This is a genomic window from Rhodococcus oxybenzonivorans, assembly GCF_003130705.1.
In the GTDB taxonomy this organism is placed as follows: domain Bacteria; phylum Actinomycetota; class Actinomycetes; order Mycobacteriales; family Mycobacteriaceae; genus Rhodococcus_F; species Rhodococcus_F oxybenzonivorans.
In genome coordinates this window covers 2,939,015-2,963,098 of the sequence record NZ_CP021354.1, presented here as the reverse complement: position 1 = coordinate 2,963,098, position 24,084 = coordinate 2,939,015, and the positions used below count along the sequence as shown (strand labels likewise).

The following is a 24,084-nucleotide window of genomic DNA, read 5'->3' as shown; positions in this document are numbered from 1 at the left end:
GTCGAACGCTATCGGCGTGTCGAGGAAGGACCCGTCGATCTCGATGGTGGGCACGCCGCCGGCGACGAAACCGTCCGAGGACGTCGTGAGAATGCAGACCGGTGCCGCGACGTCGAGAACGTAGGCGAGGCGGTCCGCGGGGTGGGTGAGGTCGATCGGCAGGTAGGCACCACCGGCGCGCAGGATGGCGTACATCCCGACCAGAAGTTCGACGGACCGGTTCATCGCCAGCCCCACCACCGATTCCGGGCCCACCCCACGATCGGCGAGGTGCCGGGCGAGCACGCCGACGCGGCGGTCGAACTCCGCATAGGTCAGGTCGACGCCGTCGAAGGACAGCGCGACCGCGTCGGGTGTGCGCGCCACCTGCGCGGAGAACAGGTCGACCAGTGTGGCGGCCGGCAGTTCAGCGGCGGTGTCGTTGAATCCACCGAGAATTCGCACCTTCTCCGCGCCGTCGAGGAGGTCGATACCACCGACCACGACATCGGCATCTCCGGCGACCGATCCCAGAATCCGCAGGAACCGGTCCGCGAAGGACTGCACCGTCGACTCGTCGAACAAGTCGGTGGCATAGGTGAACTGCGCCTCGATCACGTCCGGGTTCCGATCGTGGTCGTAGGTTTCCGACAACGTCAGATGCAGATCGAAGTTGGAGATGGCACTCGGCACGTCGAGGCCCTCGACGTGCAGTCCGGGGAGTTCGAGGGCGGTCCGGGCGAGGTTCTGGAACGAGAACGCCACCTGGAACAGCGGGTGGTGCGCCCGGGTGCGGGCGGGGTTCAGCACCTCGACAAGCCGTTCGAACGGAATGTCGGAGTGCGCGAACGCGCCGAGGTCTGTTGCTCGCGCGGCAGCGAGATTGTCGGCGAACGAACCACCCAGCTCGACAGAGGTGCGCAGCACCAGCGTGTTGACGAACATCCCGACCAGCTCGTCGAGGAATTGGTCACCGCGCCCGGCGACAGGTGCGCCCACCGCGATGTCGGTGTCGTTGCTCAACCGCGCCAGCAGCACCGTGAGGGCGGTGTGCATGACCATGAACAGCGAGGCGTTCTGACGGCGCGCCACCGCGAGCAGCGCGGTGTGGGTGTCGGCATCGATCGTGAACGTGACGTGCGCGCCGAGATTCGACGCCACCGCGGGCCGGGGCCGGTCGGTCGGCAGCGAGAGCCGGTCCGGTATTCCCGCCAGCGCGGACTTCCAGTACGTAATCTGTTCGTTGGCAAGAGATTCGGGATCAGTCTCGTCACCGAGCAGTTCCCGTTGCCACAGACTGTAGTCGGCGTATTGCACCGGCAACGGCGACCACTGGGGCACGTGCCCCTCGGCCCGTGCGGTGTAGGCCAGCATGACGTCCCGCGCGAGCGGTGCCAGCGACCATCCGTCACCGGAGATGTGATGAGCCACCATGACCAGGACGTGGTCGTCGGCGGCGACGCGGTAGATGCGGGCGCGCAGCGGCACCTCTGCGGTGACGTCGAATCCGGTCGTCACGAAGTCGATTACCCGCTCGAGCACGTCGTCGGGATGCTCGGAAATCGGGGTCAGATCGGGTACCGCGCCCACGTCGTCGACGACAACCTGATGGGGACCGGATTCGGAGTCGGGGTAGACGGTGCGCAGCGATTCGTGCCGGCCCACCAGATCGGCGACAGCGGCGCGCATCGCGGGTAGGTCGAACTCCCCCGTCAACCGCAGCGCGATCGGGAGGTTGTAGGCGGGCGACGCCGTGTCGAACTGGTTGATGAACCACATTCGCTGCTGGGCGAGTGACAGCGGAATGTGCTCAGGGCGGGGCCCGGCGACGAGCGGCGGGCGGCGCACACCCTGGCGGGCGGACTCGGTGAGACGGGCCGCGAGCGCCGCGACCGTCGGCGCTTCGAAGATCTCGCGGACGCCGACGTGCACGTCGAGAGCGGCGTTGATCCGCGACACCACCTGCGTGGCCAGCAGGGAGTTGCCGCCGAGGTCGAAGAATCCGTTGTGGATTCCCACTGCCGACAGCGCCAGGACCTCCGCGAAGACACCCGCGACGATCACTTCGAGCGGGTTGCGGGGCTCCTCGAAGGGGCGGTCCGCAGCGGCGAACACCGGCTCGGGCAGTGCAGCACGGTCCAGTTTGCCGGCGGGGGTGAGCGGCAGGGCGTCGAGGATCGTGATCGACGACGGAATCATGTACCCCGGCAGAGTTTCGCCGATGAACTTCGCCACCTCCACCCGGTCGACGTCCTCGCCGCTGAACGGCAGCACGTACGCGACGAGGGAGGTGTCCCCGTTGGGATGCTGGTGACCGATCGTGGTGGCGTACTCGAGCTGCGGGTGCGCGGTCAGCGCGGCGTCGATCTCGCCGAGTTCGATTCGGAAGCCCCGAATTTTCACCTGGTGGTCGGTACGGCCGACGAAGTCGAGAACCCGATCCTCGCGCCACCGGACGAGGTCGCCGGTGCGGTACATCAGTGCCCCGGGTTCGCCGAACGGGTCGGCCACGAACCGTTCGGCGGTGAGGCCCGGGCGGCCGAGATAGCCGCGGGCCAGGCTCGGCCCGCTGACATACAGCTCCCCGGGCACGCCCACCGGCACCGGACGCAGCCGCCCGTCGAGCACGAGTGCCTGCACGCCGCGACTGGGCCCGCCGATGGTGACCGGTTCGCCGGCCCGGAGCGGCGCGGTGATCGACGACATGATCGTCGCCTCGCTCGGCCCGTATGCGTTGACCATGCGACGCCCGGGAGCCCAGCGGGCCACCAACTCCGGGGGGCACACGTCGCCGGCCACCACCACGACAGCGAGGTCGTCGAGCCCGTGATGGTCGACGGAGGCGAGGGCCGCGGGCGTGGAGAACGCGTGGGTGACGTGTTCCGCGGCGAGAAGCTCCGCGAGTTCGGAGCCGCCGTAGATGGTCGGCGGCGCGACCACCAGGGTGGCGCCGGCGCTCAGCGCCATCAACATCTCGAACACCGAGGCGTCGAAGCTCGGGGACGCGAAGTGCAGGACGCGGGACCCGGACGTCACCGCGAGAAGCTCGCGTTCGTCGGTCACCAGGTTCACCAGGCCACGGTGGGTCACCGCGACTCCCTTGGGGCGCCCGGTGGACCCGGAGGTGTAGATCACGTACGCCACCTGGTCGGGCAGGATCGGCCGCATGCGGTCCCGGTTGGTGAGGGGCAGCCGTGATTCGTGGGTGCAGCGCTCCTCGAGCGCCGTGTCGTCGAGCAACAGCCACCGGATCGAATCCGGCAGGAGGGGGCGTTCCGCGGACACGGTGATGCCGACCATTGCGCCCGAGTCCTGCACCATGTGCCGAATCCGGTCCTCGGGGTAGCGGGGATCGATCGGCACGAAGGCGGCACCGGACTTCGCCACCGCCCAGACGGCCATCACCGATTCGGACGAGCGCGGCAGAGCCAGCGCCACCCGCGTTTCGGGTCCTACGCCCCGATCGACCAGAAGTCGGGCCAGCTGGTTCGACCGTTCGTCCAGATCGCGGTAGGACATGCTTCGGCCGTCGAAGACGACGGCCGGTTCGTCCGGAGCGGCGGCCACCGCGTCCGCGAGGATCTCGGTGAGCATCTGCACCGGGCGGGCGTCGGCGCCCCGAACCGGCGTCAGCGCCTCGTATTCGTCGTTTCCGAGTACGGGGATGTCCCCGACGGCGCGCTGCGGGTCGGCAACGACGGACTCGAAGATCCGCTGCAGCCGCAGTGTGTATTCCGCCGCGGTACCGGCATCGAAGATGTCTGTGGCATACACCAATTCGCCGTCGATGCCGGCGGGCTCCGCAGAGCCGTCGACCCGTTCGACGAGGGTGAAGTGCAGATCGAACTTGGCGATGTCCACGTCGACCGACAGCGGCGAGGCGGTGACGCCGTCGAGCTCGAGCCGGTCCAGGGACGGGGCCTGAACGCCCAGCGCCACCTGGAACAGCGGGTGATGGGAGGTGGAGCGAACGGGGCTCAGCACCTCGACCAGACGCTCGAATGGCAAGTCCGCGTGCGCGAACGCCTCCAGGTCGACGTCCCGTACCTGCCCGAGCAGCGACACGAACGAGGCCCCGGGGTCGAGCTCGGTGCGCAGAACGAGAGTGTTGACGAACATGCCGATGATGTCGTCGAGTTCCCGGCGACCGCGCCCGGCGACAGCGGTGCCGATCGGTATGTCGAAGGTGGTGCTGAGTCGGCTCAGCAGTACCGCGAGGGCGGCGTGCGCCACCATGAACAGACTCGCGCCGTGAGCCCGGGCCAGCTCCGCCAGGGCGCGATGGGTGTCCGGGGACAGCGAGAAACGCACGGCAGCACCGCGATGCGACGGAACCGCGGGCCGGGCCCGGTCGCGGGGCAGGAAAAGCTGGTCGGGCACATTGTCCAGCGCACGGGTCCAGTAACGCACCTGTTCGGCGGCGAGGCTCGCCGGGTCCGAATCATCGCCGAGCATTTGTCGCTGCCACAACGCGTAGTCGGCATACTGCACGGGCAGGGGTGCCCACAGGGGTTCCGATCCGGCGGCGCGGCTCGCGTATGCCGTCATCACATCGTTAATCAGCGGGTCCATCGAGGCGCCGTCGGCGGAGATGTGGTGCACGACGAGCGCGAGGACGTGTTCGGAGGCGCCGAGCGAGTACACCCGCACTCGCACCGGCACCGCGTGGGACACGTCGAAACCGGTGAGCACGAACTCCGAGAGATCGTCGCGCAGGCAGGTCTCGGTCACTGGCACCGGGGTGAGGTCGTGGACGACGTCGCCGGATTCGAGGATCATCTGGTGCGGCCCGGCCGGCGAATCGGGGAACACGGTGCGCAGCGACTCGTGGCGGGCGATCAGGTCGTCGATCGCCGCCCCGAGCGCCGCCGTGTCCAGCGCCCCGCTCAACCGCACTACCGCGGGCAGGTTGTAGGCAGGTGAGGACGTGTCGAACTGGTTGAGGAACCACATCCGCTGCTGCGCCAGGGACAGCGGGATGCGGGCCGGGCGTTCCGTTGCGGTCAACGGCGCGGTGGCACTCGAGGGCACCTGCGCCGCGACCCGGCGGGCCAGCGCCTCCACCGTGGCGGCGTCGAACACGTCGCGGATGGCGATTCGCGTTCCGGTCGCCGCGCCGAGGCGGGTACTGAGCTTCGTGGCGGACAGCGAGTTGCCGCCCAGTGCGAAGAAGTTGTCGTGCACCCCGACGCGCGGCACATCCAGTAGGTCGGCGACGATGTCGGCGACGAGCCGTTCGGTCTCCGTTCGGGGAGCTGTGTAGTCGGCGGTCACCGCGAACACCGGTGCGGGCAGAGCGTTCCGGTCCACCTTGCCGTTGGGGGTGAGCGGCAGTGTGGTCAGCGGAATCAGCAGCGACGGAACCATATACGACGGCAGCGTCCCGGCGGCGTGGTCGCGGACCGCGTCGACGTCCAGGTCGATCCCGGCGCGAGGCACCACGTATCCGACGAGGTGATCGCCGGTGTGCGGGTCGCTGTGTGACACCACGACGGCCTGGAGCACGTCTTCGTGGCGCAGCAGGGTGGACACCACCTCGGCCAGTTCGATGCGGAAACCGCGCACCTTCACCTGGAAGTCGGTGCGTCCGAGGTATTCGAGCCGGCCTTCCCGCTTCCAGCGAACCAGATCGCCGGTGCGATACAGTCGCTCCCCGGCCGCCGAATAGGGGTCGGCGACAAAGCGTTCGGCAGTCAGGTCGGGGCGTCCGAGGTACCCGCGTGCAAGCTGCGCCCCGCCGAGATACAGCTCACCCGGCACACCGATGGGCACTGGACGCAGACGCTCGTCGAGAACGAGTGTGCTGGTGTTCCACACGGGCGAACCGATCGGCACCGTGTCGCCGTTGTCGGACCGGGCGGCGAAAGAGGTGGTGGTCACCGCCGCCTCAGTGGGGCCGTACGTGTTGTCGATCTCCGCCGGGTGCGCGGCCCGGAAATCGTCGACGGCTTCCGGGGACACCGCTTCTCCCCCGACGAGCACGTATCGCAGGGACGGCAGGTCCGCGAGGCCCGGTCCACCGGCCACGGCCGCGAGCATGGCGGGAACGAAATGGATGACGCTGACTTCGTGCTGCCGGATGACCGCCGTGAGGTAATCGGGGTCGCGATGCCCGTCGGGTTCGGCGATGACGAGCCGGGCGCCGGCGGCCAAGGGGGCGAAGCACTCCCACACCGATACGTCGAACGTGATCGGCGTCTTGAGCAGCAGGGTGTCGCCGCCGCCGATCTCGTAGTGGGCGCACAACCAGTCGAGCTGCCCGCTGATCGCCGCATGGCTGACGGCGACCCCCTTCGGGCGGCCGGTGGAACCGGAGGTGAAGAGGACGTAGGCGATGTTGTCGGGGCGGAGCGGCGCAATGCGCTCGTCCAGACGGATCGGCGCCGAGGCGAACTCGTGCGGGTCGAGGTGGTCGACGACGATCGCATCGATGCCGTACCGGCGTGCGGTGTCCCCGTCGTCGGAGAGTGCGCTCGTCGTCAGGAGCAGGCGGGCCCCGGACTGCTCGACGATGTCGTTGTTCCGCTGCGCCGGCTGGTCCGGGTCCAGTGGGGTGTACGCGCCGCCCGCCCTGATCACGGCGTGAATCGCGACGAGTAGGTCCAGAGACCGCGGAACTTCCACCGCGACAACGGTATCCGGCGCGACACCGGCGCCGATGAGCTTGCGGGCGAGCCGGTTCACCCGGGCATCGAAGTCGCGGTAGGTCAGTGCCGAATCACGCCAGTGCACGGCCGGCGCCTCGGGTGTGGTGCGGGCCTGCTCCTCGAGGAGGTCGACGAGCGTGCGGTGCCGGTGTTCCCGGACGGGACCGCGGGACCATTCGGTAAGGGCGGCACGTTGGTCGTCGCCGAGCAGGTCGAGGTCGCCGATCCGGGTGCGGGGACGGTGCGCCATCTCGGCGAGCACGCGGAGGAAGGCAGCACCGATCCGGTGGGCCGTCTCCTCATCGAAGAGGTCTCGCGCGTAGCCGAGCTCGAGGTCCAGACCGGTCGGCGTGCCGTCGTCGTCGTGCCGGGCGGCCAGAACGAAGTTGAGATCGAATTTGGCGACGGGCGAGTCGATGTCGAGTCCGGACACCTCGAGTCCCGGCAGTTCCAGCGTCGGGCGTTCGAGATTCTGCAGCGCGAGCGCCACCTGGAACAACGGGTGGAATGCCGTCGATCGGGTCGGGTTGATCACCTCGACCAGTTGCTCGAAGGGCACGTCGACGTGGGAGAACGCCTCCAAATCGACGCTCCGGACCTGGCCCAGGAGTTCAGCGACCGTGGCGTGCGGCCACACCTCGGTGCGCAACACCAGCGTGTTGACGAACATGCCGACGAGGGCGTCGAGCGCCTGCTCGCCACGTCCGGCCACCGAGGTGCCGATGGCGACGTCCGCGCCCGCACCGACCCGCGCCAGCAGGGCGGCGAGGCCGGTGTGGATCGCCATGAACAGGCTGGCATTGTGGGCCCGGGCCAGATCCAGCAGAGCGCGGTGGCTGTCGCTGTCGAGGGACAACCGTACGGTGCCGCCTCGGTTCGACGGAACGGGCGGCCTGGGCCGATCGGTCGGCAGCGCCAGGTGATCGGGCAGCCCGGCGAGCGTTGTCGTCCAGTACGCGAGCTGTCCGGCCGCCAGCGACTGCGGGTCGGCCGCGTCACCCAGCAGCGTCCGCTGCCACACCGCGTAATCCGCGTACTGCACGGGTAGCGGCGCCCACACCGGGGGCTGGCCCGCGGCCCGGGAGGCGTAGGCCGTCATGACGTCCGTGGCCAGGGGCACGAATGACCAGCCGTCGGCGGAGATGTGGTGCACGACGAACAGAAGGATGTGCTCGGAGCGGCTCTCGCGGAAGAGGTGCACGCGCAGCGGCGGCTCCGCGGTGACGTCGAAGCCGGTCGAGGCGTACCGCAGGACGGCGGTGGTCAGGTCTTCACCCGACAACCGCAGCGGGGTCAGGTCGAGCGGAATCGTGTCGACAGGGACGATGACCTGTTCCGCGCCGTCGTCGGTCGGCGGATACACGGTGCGGAGGGTCTCGTGACGGGCGAGGACGTCGGCGAGCGCCGCCCGCAGGGTGGCCACGTCGATTCGCCCGGACATGCGCAGGGCGAGGGGGATGTTGTACGCCGGGGAGGTGGGGTCGAACCGGTTGAGGAACCACATCCGCTGCTGCGCCGGTGACAACGGAACCTGCACCGGCCGCTCCGTCGCTACCAGCGCGGGGCGGTCGACGACGGCCCCGGACTCTGCGGCCGCTGTGAGCAGACGGACGGTCGGGTTGTCGAACAGGGTCCGGACCGCAATGCGGGTGCCCAGCGCCGAGCCGACACGCGAAACTACCTGGGTGGCGGACAGCGAGTTACCGCCGAGGTCGAAGAAGTTGTCGTCCAGGCTGATCGATGTCTCCCCCACCACGTCTGCGAACACCGCGGCGACGGCCTGCTGCTGGGGGGTCTCGGGCGCAGCGAAATCTCCCCGTCGGGTGAAGACGGGTGCGGGCAACGCGGCCCGGTCCAGTTTCCCGGCCGGGGTCAGCGGCAGCGTCTCGAGAACGACGATCGCCGACGGCACCATGTATCCCGGCAGACTTCGTCCGGCGAACGCAGTCAACACCGAGGGATCCACCACGGCGCCGGACGCCGGAAGCACATACGACACCAGCCGGGTCAGTCCCGCACCATCCTCGTGCCCGACGGTGTGCGCGAACTCCACCGCCTCGTGCCCCGACAGCACCGCGTCGATCTCGCCGAGCTCGATGCGGAACCCGCGAATCTTCACCTGGAAGTCGCTGCGCCCGAGGAATTCCAGGACATCGGGACCGGCCGTGTCGCGCATCCACCGCACCACGTCACCGGTGCGGTACATCCGCCCGCCCGATCCCGACGGATCGGCCACGAACCGCTCGGCCGTCAGCCCGGCGCGGCCCACATATCCGCGGGCGACGCTCGGTCCCGACACGTACAGCTCGCCCCGCACCCCCCGCGGCACCGGACGCAACCGCGCGTCGAGCACCAGTACGTCCACCCCCACGGTCGGCGAGCCGACCGTCACCGGCTCCCCCGCCACCAACGGCGACGTCGCCGACGACATGATCGTGGTCTCGCTGGGCCCGTAGGCGTTGACCATCCGCCGGCCCGGCGCCCACCGCGCCACCAGCTCCGGCGGGCACACGTCCCCCGCCACCACCACCGTCTCGAGGTGGTCGAGGCCGCGATGATCCACCGACGCCAATGCCGCCGGTGTGCAGAACGCATGCGTGATCCGATGCTCGGCCAGGAACTCTGCCAGTTCCGCACCACCGAAGATCGTCGGCGGCGCCACAACCATCGTCGCCCCCGCACCGATGGCCATCATCCATTCGAACACCGAGGCGTCGAAACTGGGGGACGCGAAATGGAGAGTCCGCGACCGCGGGGTCACGGACAGCCGATCACGCTCGTCGGCAACGAGATTTACGAGTCCGCGATGCGTGACCGCCACACCCTTCGGTCGTCCCGTCGACCCCGAGGTGTAGATCACGTACGCCGGATGGTCCACCGACAGCGCTGCCGCCCGGTCCGCATCCGTCACCGGCAGGCACGGATATCCCGCCAGCGCAGCCTGCACCTCGTCATCGTCGAGGACGATCCACTCCACACCGTCGGGCAGCGCCGCACGCACCGCCGTCGTGGTGATTCCCACCGGGGCACCGCAGTCGTCGAGCATGTGCCCGATCCGCTCGGCCGGATACCCCGGGTCCACCGGCACGAACGCCGCCCCGGTTTTCGCTACCGCCCAGACGCTCGACACCGATTCGAGCGAACGCGGCAGCGCCACCGCCACCGCCACCTCCGGGCCGACCTGAAGATCGATCAGGAGCCGCGCCAATTGTGTCGAGGATTCGTCCAGTTCGCGGTATGACAGCGACGCCCACACACCGGCCACCGACGGCCCGGTCACCGCCACACCTTCCGGGTTGCTCCGCACCGCTGCGGTGAGCAACCGCGGCAACGGCACCGGATCGAAACCCGCCCTGCCCGAGGCGGGCGTCAGGGCGGCGTGCTCGTCCGCTTCGAGAACGTCGACGTCGCCGACGACGACGTCCGGATCGGTGACGACTACGGCGAGAATCTGCTGGAATCGCCGCGCGAAGCCAAGCACCGTGTCGGCGTCGAACAGTTCGGTGGCGTAGAGGAATTCCGCGCGGATACCGCAGGGCGTACCGTCCGCGTCGATGTTCTCACCCAGGGTCAGCTGAAGGTCGATCTTGGCGACCCCCGGGTCGATGTCTTCGACCCCGACTCGCAGGCCCGGCAGGTCGAAGGTTCCGGTGGGCATCGGGCTCATCGACAGGGCGACCTGGTAGATCGGGTGATGGGCGGTGGTGCGGACGGGGGCGAGGACGTCGACGAGCCTCTCGAACGGAACGTCCGCCGAACCGAACGCCTCGAGGTCGGCATCCCGCACGCGGCCGAGATACTCACGGAAAGTGTCACCACCGCGTAGGGCAGTCCGCAGGACGAGGGTATTGACGAACATTCCGACGAGGTCGTCGAGGGCCCGCTCGCCCCGGCCGGCGATCGGACTTCCGATGACGACGTCGTCGGTGGCGGACAAGCGTCCCAGCAGCAGGGCCAACGCAGCGTGCATCACCATGAAGGTGGTGGCCCCGTCCCGGCGAGCCAACCGGTCGATGCCGCGGTGGACCGCGGGGTCGATCTCGAAGGCGACCGTCGCCCCGGCGAACGTGGGTTGCGGCGGGCGAGGCCGGTCGAACGGAAGCCGGAGTTCGTCGGGAGCGCCGGCGAGGGTGTTCGCCCAGTACGCGAGTTGGGTCGACATCAGCGAACTGGGGTCGTCGTCGGTGCCGAGAACCGCTCGCTGCCACAGGGTGAAGTCGGCATACTGCACCGCCAAAGACGCCCACTGCGGGACGACACCGGCCGTGCGCGCCGCGTAGGCGGTCACGACATCGCGGCTGAGCGGTCCGAACGACCAGCCGTCGGACGCGATGTGGTGCAGGGACATGGCAAGTACGTGCTCGGTGGGTCCCGTGCGGACGAGGAGGGCACGAACAGGAGTCTCGACCGTCACATCGAATCCCCGCGAGGCGAAGGCGATGATCCGGGCGCCGAGTTCGCCCTCGGTCGCGTCGACGGTCTCTACCGTGACGGCGGCATCGGCTGACGCGAGCACCACCTGTGCGGGTCCGTCCGGGGTGTCCGGGAACACGGTGCGCAGTGATTCGTGCCGAGCGACCACGTCGTCGACCGCCGACGCCAACGCCCGCGCGTCGAGGACCCCGGACAGGCGTACCGCGAAGGGCAGGTTGTAGGCGGGTGAGGTGGTGTCGAACTGGTTGAGGAACCACATCCGCTGCTGCGCAAGCGAAAGCGGAATGTGCTCGGGGCGAGTCACCGCGGTCAGTGCCGGGCGGGGCCCACCGGGCACCGGCTGCGCCAAGCGCAGAGCCAACGCGGCCACGGTGGGGGCGTCGAAGACATCCCGGACCGACAGTCTGTTGCCGGACAGTTCCGTGAGCCGCGCCGCCACCCGTGTAACGGACAACGAGTTGCCGCCGAGGTCGAAGAAGTTGTCGTGCGCCCCGACCCGGTCGGCCTGGAGCACGTCGGCGAAAACGGCGGCCACCTGCCCCTCACCCGGAGTACGCGGCGCGGTGTATTCGGTTCCGGTAGTGGTGAATTCGGGTGCCGGGAGCGCTTTCCGGTCGAGCTTGCCGCTGGTATTGAGCGGGAACTCGTCCAGGACCACGAACGCGGACGGCACCATGTACGACGGCAACGCCGCCGACGCATGAGCACGCACCACCGACACCTCGAGCGCGGACTCCGCCGTCACATACGCCACCAGATGATCACCGGTCACCGCGTCGGCATACACCGTCACCGCCGCCCCGGTCACCGCCGGATGCGCCCGCAACACCGACTCGATCTCCCCCAGCTCGATCCGCTGACCACGGAACTTGACCTGGAAATCGGTGCGCCCGACATACTCGAGCACCCCGTCCCGACGCCGACGCACCAGATCCCCCGTCCGATACATCCGCGCACCCGGCACCCCGAACGGATTGGCCAGGAACCGATCCGACGTCAGATCGGCCCGCCCCACATACCCGCGAGCCAACTGCACACCACCGAGATACAACTCCCCGCCACCCCGCCGGCACCGGATGCAACCGGGAATCGAGCACATACGCCTGCGTATTCCACTCCGGAACACCGATCGGCACCGACACCGTGTCGGCGACCCCACACTCCCAGAACGTCACCGACACCGCAGCCTCGGTCGGACCATACAAATTATGCAACCGGGCCGACGTCACCGCCCGGAACCGGGCCACCGTCTCCGGCGGCAACGCCTCACCGATCGCGAACACATGCCGCAAACTCCGACAGGAACCGGCCGGCACCGCAGCGACGAACACATCGAGCATCGACGGCACGAAATCGGTGACCGTCACCCCCTGCTCATCGATCACCTGCGCCAGATACCCCGGATCCCGATGCCCGTCCGCGGTCGCCAACACCAACCTGGCACCGACCTGCAACGGCCAAAAATACCCCCACACCGACACATCGAACGTCGTTGCCGTCTTCTGCAACACCACATCCCGACCGGTCAACCCGTACTCGGCCTGCATCCACCGCAACTGATTCACGATGCCCGCATGCGGCACCGCCACACCCTTCGGCTTCCCCGTCGACCCCGACGTGAAGATCACATACGCCGGATTCTCCGGCCGCAACGGAACCACCCGCTCCGCATCCGTGACCGCCGCATCGGAGAAACCGGACACATCGACCTCGTCGATCGAGACCACCTCGACCCCCGCAGGCAACCCCACCCGATCCACCGCCGTGCTCAACACACACACCGGCCCAGCGGAGTCGAGCACATACCCGATCCGCTCGACCGGATGATCCGGATCGACCGGCACATACGCACCACCCGCCCCGAGCACCGCATACATCCCCACCACCAAATCCAGAGACCGCCGCATCGCCAACACCACCCGCGACTCCGGCCCCACCCCCAACCCGATCAGATACCGGGCCAACCGATTCGCCCGCGCACCCAACTCGGCATACGTCAACGACACACCCTCGAACACCACCGCCACCGCACCCGCAGACCGCACCACCCGATCCCCGAACAACTCCGGCAACGTCCCCGCCGGAACGTCCTGTGCCGTCGAGTTCCAGGCCTCCAACGCGGAGCGTTCGGCGGTGTCGAGCAGCGGGATGTCACCGACGCGCACCGTCGGGTTCGCGGCGACGGCACCGAGGATCCTGCTGAAGCGTTCGGCGATTGCCGCGGCCGTCGACTCGTCGAACAGGTCGATCGCATACATCAGCTGGGCGGAGATGCCGTCCGGCAGCCCCTGCTCGTCGAACTGTTCGACGAGCGTGAAGTGCAGGTCGAACTTCGCGACATCGAGGGTCGCGTCGAGGCCGCGCAGTGTGAGACCGTCGAGTTCGAGCGTGGTCTGCTCGAGGTTCTGGAAGGTGAGCATCACCTGGAACAGTGGGTGGCGGGCGGTACTGCGGGTGGGACTGAGTATCTCGACCAGCCGCTCGAACGGCACGTCCTTGTGGGAGAACGCTTGCAGGTCCGCGTCCCGCACCCAGCCCAGGAGTTCGCGGAAGGTCGTCCCGGGATCGACCTCCGTGCGGAGGACGATCGTGTTGACGAACATGCCGACCAGGTCGTCGAGTTCACGTTCACCGCGGCCTGCAACCGGGGTGCCGATCGTGACGACCGGCGTCGCACTCGCACGACTGAGCAGGACGCTGAGCGCTGAGTGCACCACCATGAACAGCGTTGCCCGCTCGGACTGTGCGAGCGACGCCAGCGCCCGGTGCACGGACGCGTCGAGCGCGACGTCGACGTGGCCCCCGCGGTAGGACTGCTCAGCCGGCCGGGGCCGGTCGGCCGGAAGGTCCAGTTCCTCGGGCACCCCGGCGAGTGCGGTCGCCCAGTAGTTCACCTGCTGTGCCGCGAGCGAGTCCGGGTCGGATTCGTCCCCGAGAAGTTCGCGTTGCCACAACGCGTAGTCGGCATACTGCACCGGCAACGGTAACCAGGTGGGCCGTTTCCCTTGCGTGCGTGCCGCGTACGCGGTCATCGTGTCGCGCACCATGGGCGCCATCGACCAGCCGTCGCCGGAAATATGATGGACCACCAGCGCGAGGACGTGCTCCTCGACGTCGATCCGGAACAGGGCGACGCGGACAGGGAGGTCGGTCGTCACGTCGAAACCGGCACCGAGGAAGTCGGCAAGTTCGGTGTCGAGCCCGGTCTCATCGACGGCGGTGACCGGCAACTCGGGAGTTGCCGAGTCGGCGTCGAGGACGACCTGGTGCGGTCCGGTCTCCGAGTCCGGGAACACGGTACGGAGGGTTTCGTGCCGCTCGATCACATCAGCGACCGCGGCGGTCAGGGCGCCGGTATCGATGACGCCGGACAGGCGTACCGCGAAGGGCAGGTTGTAGGCGGGTGAGGTGGTGTCGAACTGGTTGAGGAACCACATCCGCTGCTGCGCCGGAGACAACGGAATCCGTTCCGGGCGTGGCCGGGGCATCAGCGCCGGACGGACATCATCACCCGTCGTCCCCGACACCGTGGCCGCGAGTTCCGCCACGGTCGGCGCCTCGAAAAGGTCTCGCACCCCCAAAGGCACTCCGAGTTCGGCGCGGATCCGGGATACCAGCTTGGTTGCGATGAGGGAGTTGCCGCCGAGGTCGAAGAAGTTGTCGTGCGCCCCGACCCGGTCGGCCTGGAGCACGTCGGCGAAAACGGCGGCCACCTGCCCCTCACCCGGAGTACGCGGCGCGGTGTATTCGGTTCCGGTAGTGGTGAATTCGGGTGCCGGGAGCGCTTTCCGGTCGAGCTTGCCGCTGGTATTGAGCGGGAACTCGTCCAGGACCACGAACGCGGACGGCACCATGTACGACGGCAACGCCGCCGACGCATGAGCACGCACCACCGACACCTCGAGCGCGGACTCCGCCGTCACATACGCCACCAGATGATCACCGGTCACCGCGTCGGCATACACCGTCACCGCCGCCCCGGTCACCGCCGGATGCGCCCGCAACACCGACTCGATCTCCCCCAGCTCGATCCGCTGACCACGGAACTTGACCTGGAAATCGGTGCGCCCGACATACTCGAGCACCCCGTCCCGACGCCGACGCACCAGATCCCCCGTCCGATACATCCGCGCACCCGGCACCCCGAACGGATTGGCCAGGAACCGATCCGACGTCAGATCGGCCCGCCCCACATACCCGCGAGCCAACTGCACACCACCGAGATACAACTCCCCCGCCACCCCCGCCGGCACCGGATGCAACCGGGAATCGAGCACATACGCCTGCGTATTCCACTCCGGAACACCGATCGGCACCGACACCGTGTCGGCGACCCCACACTCCCAGAACGTCACCGACACCGCAGCCTCGGTCGGACCATACAAATTATGCAACCGGGCCGACGTCACCGCCCGGAACCGGGCCACCGTCTCCGGCGGCAACGCCTCACCGATCGCGAACACATGCCGCAAACTCCGACAGGAACCGGCCGGCACCGCAGCGACGAACACATCGAGCATCGACGGCACGAAATCGGTGACCGTCACCCCTGCTCATCGATCACCTGCGCCAGATACCCCGGATCCCGATGCCCGTCCGCGGTCGCCAACACCAACCTGGCACCGACCTGCAACGGCCAAAAATACCCCCACACCGACACATCGAACGTCGTTGCCGTCTTCTGCAACACCACATCCCGACCGGTCAACCCGTACTCGGCCTGCATCCACCGCAACTGATTCACGATGCCCGCATGCGGCACCGCCACACCCTTCGGCTTCCCCGTCGACCCCGACGTGAAGATCACATACGCCGGATTCTCCGGCCGCAACGGAACCACCCGCTCCGCATCCGTGACCGCCGCATCGGAGAAACCGGACACATCGACCTCGTCGATCGAGACCACCTCGACCCCCGCAGGCAACCCCACCCGATCCACCGCCGTGCTCAACACACACACCGGCCCAGCGGAGTCGAGCACATACCCGATCCGCTCGACCGGATGATCCGGATCGACCGGCACATACGCACCACCCGCCCCGAGCACCGCATACATCCCCACCACCAAATCCAGAGACCGCCGCATCGCCAACACCACCCGCGACTCCGGCCCCACCCCCAACCCGATCAGATACCGGGCCAACCGATTCGCCCGCGCACCCAACTCGGCATACGTCAACGACACACCCTCGAACACCACCGCCACCGCACCCGCAGACCGCACCACCCGATCCCCGAACAACTCCGGCAACGTCCCCGCCGGAACGAATTGATCGGTGGCATTCCAGGTCGTCAACTCCCGGGCGCGCACCGCAGGATCGGTGATCGCCACGTCGCCGACCGCCATGCCGGGTTCGGCGGTGACGACCTCGAGGATGCGCACGAACTGCGCCGCGAAGCCGTGGATTGTGGCTTCGTCGAAAAGATCTGCAGCGTAGTTGAATTGCGCCCCGATAACGCCTGGGCGGCCGTCGTCGCGGGTTTCGGTGAGTACGAGCTGCAGATCGAATGCAGCGACATCGGGCACGATCGGCTCACTCGACACCGACAACCCCGGCAGTTCCAGATGCGCGGGCGCATGATTCTGGAAGAACAGCGCCACCTGGAACAACGGATGGTGTGCGGTGGTGCGGGTGGGATCGAGATGCTCCACCAGCCGCTCGAACGGCACCTCGGCGTGACCGAAGGCCCCGAGGTCGACCTCACGCACGTGGTTCAGCAGGGCGGTGAACGACATCGCCGGGTCGACCTCGGTCCGCAGGACGAGGGTGTTGACGAACATGCCGACCAGCTCATCGAGTTCACGATCTCCGCGGCCTGCGACCGGGGTGCCGATCGCGATGTCGCGGGACGCGCTCAACCGGCTCAGGAACAGCGCCAACGCCGAATGCGCCACCATGAACAGGGTCACGTTCTGTGTGTGGGCGAACGCCACAAGGCGTTCGTGCAGATCGGCGGGAATGTCCCAGGCAAGCGTCGAACCACGCTGCGACGCGGACGGGGGTCTTGGACGGTCGGTGGGCAGGTCGAGGCTGTCCGGCAGCCCGGCCAGCGCGGTGTCCCAGTACGCCAGTTGCTGCGCGGCCCGCGACTGCGGGTCGTTCTCGTCACCGAGCGCTTCGCGCTGCCAGAGGGTGTAGTCGGCGTACTGCACGGTTAGCGGCGACCACGGCACGTCGTGTCCGGCGCTGTGCGCCGCGTAGGCGACCATCACATCGCGGGACAGTGGAGCGAACGACCAGCCGTCGGCGGCAATGTGATGGAGAACCAACGCGAGGACGTGCTCGCCGGCTCCCGTTCGGAAGAGCCGCGCCCGCACGGGGATGTCGGCAGTGACATCGAATCCGGCGAGAACGAACTGACGGATCGCGTCGTCGAGTCGGTCGACGTCCACATCGGTGACGGTCACCTCTACATCGACATCGCCGGGGTCGAGAACGTGCTGCCACGGTCCGGTGTCGGAATCGGGGAAGACGGTGCGCAGCGATTCGTGCCGCTCGACTACGTCGTACACGGCCCGACCGAGTGCAGCGACATCCAGGTCGCCGGAGAACCGCACGGCGAGAGGAAGATTGTGGACGGGGCTGCCGGTGTCGAACTGGTTGAGGAACCACACCCGCTGCTGAGCGGAAGACAACGGCACCCGCTCCGGCCGGGCCCGAGCGGACAGCGGCGGGACATCGGGGTGGACCTGGCGATCGGCACCGTCGAATCGTTGTGCGAGCCCGCGGACGGTCGGCGCGTCGAAGACGTCGCGCAGCGACACCGGAAGATCCGCGGCGCTGCGGAGCCGGGACACCAGGCGGGTGGCGACGAGCGAGTTGCCACCGAGTTCGAAGAAGTTGTCGGTCAACCCCACCCGGCCGAGATCGAGTACGTCGGCGACCGCCTCGGCGACTGCGATCTCGACGGCGGTCCGAGGTGCCACATATTCGGTGCTCACGGTCTCGATGACCGGGGCCGGCAGCGCGGCCCGGTCGAGTTTGCCGTTGGCCGACACAGGAAGACCGTCGAGCGGAACCACGTAGGCCGGAATCATGTACGACGGCAGCACAGCCGATACGTGCTCGCGCACTGCGGCTGGGTTCACCCGCTCCTCACCCACGACATACGCGACGAGGGACTCCTGACCGCGGTCGTCGCGGTGCACCGTCACCACTGCGCGTCGAATGTCCGGGTACGATTCGTAGGCGCTCTCGATCTCCCCCAGTTCGATGCGCTGCCCGCGCAGCTTCACCTGGAAGTCGGTGCGGCCCAGGTATTCCACGGCACCGTCCGGGCGGCGTCGCACCAGATCGCCCGTCCGGTACATCCGGACGCCCACCGCGAACGGATCCGCGATGAACCGGTCTGCCGTCAAATCGGCTCGGCGGAGATAGCCACGGGCCAGCTGTGCGCCCGCGAGGTAGAGCTCACCGGCCACCCCGTCGGGCACCGGATGCAACCGGGCGTCGAGCACGTGCAGTCGGGTGTTCCACACCGGTCTGCCGATGGGCACCGTAATGGTGTCTGCGGAGCTGGTGCGCCAGAAGGTGACGTCGACCGCGGCCTCGGTCGGCCCGTACAGGTTGTGCAGGTCGGCGGCGCTGATGGCCCGGAACTTCGCGGCCTGATCCGGTGTCAGCGCCTCACCCGAACAAATGACCATACGCAACGAATCGCAGTGCGCTGCGGACGGTTCGGCGGTGAAGACCGACAACATCGAGGGCACGAAATGCATGACGGTGACGCGGTGTCGGCGCACCAGCGTGGCGAGGTACTCGGGGTCGCGGTGTCCGTCCGGTGCGGCGATCACCAGTGTCGCGCCGACCTGGAGGGGCCAGAACAATTCCCACACCGACACGTCGAAGGTGACCGGCGTTTTCTGCAGCACCGCGTCGGTGGAAGTCAGGGCGTATTCATCCTGCGCCCACGACAACCGGTTCACGATCGCACCGTGGGTGACCACGACGCCCTTCGGTCGTCCCGTCGACCCCGACGTGAAGATGACATAAGCGGCGTGCTCGGGAGCCGGTGCCACCGGCAGCGCCCCGGATTCGCCGGTCGACAGGTCGAGAATGTCGACGTGCAGTACCGGTGCATCGGTGACCCACTCGACGCCCTCTGCGCTGCGGGTGAGGAGGCATACCGGCTGCGCGGTCTCCAGAACATACGTGGTGCGGTTCACCGGATGGTCCGGGTCGACCGGTAGGTAGGCGGCACCGGCTTTCAGGATCGCGTAGATGGCGACCATGAGGTCGAGCGAGCGCCGCATGCCCACGGCGACCACCGATTCCGGTCCCACGCCTTCCGAAACCAGGTGGTGGGCAAGGCGGTTGCTACGCTCGTCGAACTGTGCGTAGGTGAGCCACTCGTCCTCGAATATCAGTGCCACGGCGTCGGGGGTCGCGGCGGCACCGGCTGCGAACAGCGACACCAACGTGTCGGGGGGCACGGGATGGTCGGTGGCATTGCGCGCGTCGAGGGCGGCCCGTTCCGGTGCATCGAGCAGCTCGATGTCGCCGATAGTGACCGGGTCGTCGTCGAGTACGGCGTCGAGAATTCCGCGGAACCGTGCGCCCATCGCCACGATCGTGCGCTCGTCGAACAGGTCGGTCGCGTACGAGAGGTCCATCGACATGCCCGCGGCCCGGCCCTCGGCGTCGACGTGCTCGACAACGGTGAGCTGGAGGTCGAATTTGGCTATGTGGACGTCGATCTCGGCCGCCTCCACGGTGAGGCCGTCGAGTTCGACACGGGTGGTCGCGGTGTTCTGGAACGAGAGCATCACCTGGAACAGCGGGTGATACGCCGACGAGCGCTCCGGGCTGAGGACCTCCACGAGGCGCTCGAAGGGAACGTCGCCGTGCGAGAACGCGGCGAGGTCGGCGGTGCGGACACGGCCCAGGAGGTCGGCGAACGTGTCGTCCGCTTCCAGGGAGGTCCGCAGCACCAGGGTGTTGACGAACATGCCGACGAGGTGGTCGAGTTCTTCCTCACCGCGGCCGGCGATCGGGGTGCCGATCACGATGTCCGAGCCGGCACCGAGGCGGTGCAACAGCACGGCCAGGACCGCGTGCGTCACCATGAACGGCGTGGTGCCGGTGCGGTGAGCCAGCTGCGTCAATTGCTCGTGCACGAGGGCCGGCACCGTGAAGTCGACTCGGCCGCCGCGATGCGACATCTTGGCCGGGCGTGGACGGTCGGTCGGCAAGTCGAGCACCTGCGGCAGACCGGCGAGAACGCCCTGCCAATGGCTCAGCTGCTGGGCCGCCACACTGTCCGGATCGGCTTCCGAGCCGAGCATGTCGCGCTGCCAGAGCGCGTAGTCGGCGTACTGCACAGGCAACGGCGCCCAGGACGGTGTCTGCCCGTGGGCACGCGCCGCGTAGGCGACCATCACGTCGCCGGCGAGGGGGGTCATCGACCACCCGTCGGCGGCGATGTGGTGAACCACCAGAACCAGCACATGACGGTCGGTGGCCTCGCGGAAGAGCCCCACACGGAGCGGTGGATCGGTGGTCAGGTCGAAGCCGGTGCTCCCGAGCGACGCCACTGCGGCTGTGAGGGAATCGGCGTCCACCGCGACCGGCGCGCCCGGCGGCAGCACCGCGCCGGACGGCAGGATCACCTGGCGTGGTCCGTCAGTACTATCCGGGAAGATCGTGCGCAGCGTTTCGTGACGTTCCGCGACATCGGTGAGTGCCCACCGGAGGGCGTCGTGGTCGAGGTCCCCGGTGAGCCGGAGGGCGATCGGCAGATTGTACGCCGGAGACGCCGGGTCGAACTGGTTGAGGAACCACATCCGTTGCTGCGCAACAGACAACGGCACCCGATCCGGGCGCTCCCGCGGCCGAAGGACCGGTCGCGCGCGCGTGTGCGACGTCGACTCGGCCACGGCGACGGCCAGCTGGGCCACCGACGGCGACTCGAAGAGGTCACGAACACCGATCCGCACCTTCAGCGCGGATCCGACCCGGGACACGACCTGGGTGGCCATCAACGAGTTGCCGCCCAGTTCGAAGAAGCTGGTCTCGACGCTCAGGTCGTCGACGCCGAGGACGTCCCGGAAGATCCCGGCGAGCACCTCCTCGGTGCCGGACCGGGGTCCCATGATCGAGCCGGACCGCTCGGCGAAAACGGGGGCGGGCAGGGCGTTGCGGTCGAGTTTGCCTGCCGGCGTGAGCGGCAGCGAGTCGAGGACCATGATCGCGGACGGCACCATGTACGCGGGCAGGCTCCGCCCGGCGAACTCGGCCAACTCCCGGGTGTCGACCACGGAATGCGGCGCGGGCAACACATACGAGACGAGGCGTGTGGTTCCGGCGCCCTCGTGGCCGATCGTGTGGGCGAACTCCACCAGCGGATGCGCCGACAGGGCCGCGTCGATCTCCCCGAGTTCGATGCGGAACCCGCGAATCTTGACCTGATGGTCGCTGCGGCCGAGGAAGTCGAGCACCGGTGTCCCGTCGGCTGCGGACACCCAGCGGACCACGTCGCCGGTGCGATACATCCGTCCACCCGTTCCGAACGGGCAGGCCACGAACCGTTCCGCCGTCAGCCCGGCCCGGTGGACGTACCCCCGGGCCAGGCTCGTGCCGAGAACGTACAGCTCGCCGCGAACCCCGGCGGGAACGGGCCGCAGCCGATGATCGAGGACCACGAGATCCACACCGACGGTGGGCGCTCCGATGCTCACCGGCTGTCCGGCCGTCAGAGCGGTGGTGGCGGAGGACATGATCGTCGTCTCGCTCGGGCCGTACGCATTGATCATCGTCCGGCCGGGTGCCCAGCGAGCGACCAGCTCGGGTGGGCACACGTCGCCCGCGACGACGATCGTCCGAAGGTCGTGCAGCGCGCGGTGATCGAGCGACGCCAGGGCGGCGGGGGTACAGAAGGCGTGCGTGATGTGCTGCTCGGAGAGGAACTCGGCAAGCTCGTCGCCGCCATAGATCGTGGTCGGCGCGATCACCAGCGTCGCACCCGCGCACACCGCCATCACCAGCTCGAACACCGAGGCGTCGAAGCTCGGGGATGCGAAATGCAGTGTCCGCGAGTCCGGTGTGACCCCGAGCCGGTCGCGTTCGTCCGCGGCGAGGTTCACCAGACCGCGGTGTGTCACCGCCACACCCTTGGGCCGGCCCGTCGACCCGGAGGTGTAGATGACGTACGCAGGGTGGTCCAGCGACAGGGCCGCGGTGCGGTCGGCGTCGACGACGGCACCGGTCGGATACGAGGCGAGTTCGGCCCGGAATTCGTTGTCGTCGAGGATGATCCAGTGTGTGCAGTCCGGCAGGTCGGCGCGCAGGGCCGCGGTCGTGATGCCGATCGGCGCCCCACAGTTTTCGAGCATGTGCAGGATCCGCTCGCGCGGATAGCGGGGATCCACCGGAACGAAGGCTGCCCCGGTTTTCGCCACCGCCCACACACTCGACACCGAGTCGAGCGAGCGGGGCAGCGCGAGGGCGACCGCGACCTCGGGGCCGACCTGCAGGTCGATCAGCAGTCGAGCCAGCTGGTTCGACGTCTCGTCCAGGGCGCGGTAGCTCAGGACGCCGGCGGGTGCTTCCGTTCCCGGTGCGACCAGGGCGTCACCGTCCGGGTTGCTGCGGACGGCCCCGGCGAGCAGATCCGGCAGGGTGACCGGTGCGAACCCGGCACGGCCGGTCGCGGGCACCAGGCTGCGGTGTTCGTGCTCGCCGAGAATGCCGAGGTCGCCGATCCGACCGGGCCGAAGGGCATCAGAGGTGAGGAACTCACCGAAGAATCGGGTGAACCGGATGTGATGCGCGTCGAGCGCCGTCTCCGAGTAGAGGTCCGGATTGGCCTCGAAATCGAGGTTGAGGCTGGTGCCGGCCACCCCGTGGTAGACGTTGACCGCCAGATCGCTGATCGGGCCGGTCGACAGCAATTCCAGTCTGCCGACGATGTCGCCGAGCGTGATCTCGTTATGGAAGAGCATCACGTTGATCAGTGGTCCGTAGAAGCCCTGGTCGTCGGCGGCGGCGTCGCGGCGGACGTCGATGTGCGGATACCGCTGGTGGCGCAGCGCCGCCGTCACCTCGAGCCGGACCGCGGCGACGAGGTCGGCGCTCGTCATGTCGGGGCGGACCTGCAGTCGCAGGGGAACCACGTTCGACACCATGCCGCCGGAGCGGCGGAGCAGCGCGGTGGTTCGGGCCGTGACGGGCAAGCTGAGGGCCACGTCCTCGCGGCCTGTCATGCGTGCGAGGTATGCAGCGAATGCCGCGATCACCTCGAACGCGACGGAGGAGGCATGCCGATCGACGGCTGCGTCGAGGTGATCGACGAGGGTGCCGGGCAGCTGGCTGCCCGTGGTACGACTGCGGGCGCGCGCCGGTGCGGTGTGGTCCACCAAACTGTGCGGCTCGCCGATGCGAGCGACGAGTTCCGACCAGTATCGGCGGTCGGCGTCGTAGCGGGCGGAGGTGCGGTAGTCGTGGTCGACGCCGGCGACCTCCGTCAAATCTGCCGCCTTGGACGGCGCAGCGATCACCCCTCGGACGGTGGCCGTATAAAGCTCCGCCGCTCGGTCGACGAGCGTGACCGAGCCCATTCCGTCGAGGGCCACGTGATGAACCCGGCTGTACCAATAGTGGCGGTCGGGCGCGATTCGAAGCAGCGCGGAAAACACCAACCGGTCCCGGAACACGTCGATCGGGGCGGTGTACTCCTGCCGCATCCACTCCTTGGCGGCGGCCCGCGGGTCGGGTTGATGCAGCAGATCGACGAAGCGGACCGAGGCTTCGAGGGTGGGATCGACCACCTGATACGGGACACCGTCGACCTCGATCAGGCGCAGGAACGCGGACCCGAGTTCGCGGCCGGCGGTGATTATCGACTCGGACAGCAGGGGCGCATCGAGCTCCCCGACCAGTTCGACACACTGTGCGATGTTGACCGGCACCGAGGGTTCGAGCTGCTGGGCGAACCACATTCCCTGCTGCGCGGCAGTAAGCGGGAAGGCATTCTCCGGGAGATCACCTGCCGGAGGCAGGGGCCGAACCGGCACAGCGTCGACCAC

General features: G+C 68.4%; 1 pseudogene (running past one end of the window). It reads right to left on the bottom strand.

Going from position 1 to position 24,084, the window contains the following annotated elements:
• Positions 1-24,084 (bottom strand): annotated as a pseudogene (locus tag CBI38_RS40935) (non-ribosomal peptide synthase/polyketide synthase); it reaches 5,424 nt to the left of the window's first position.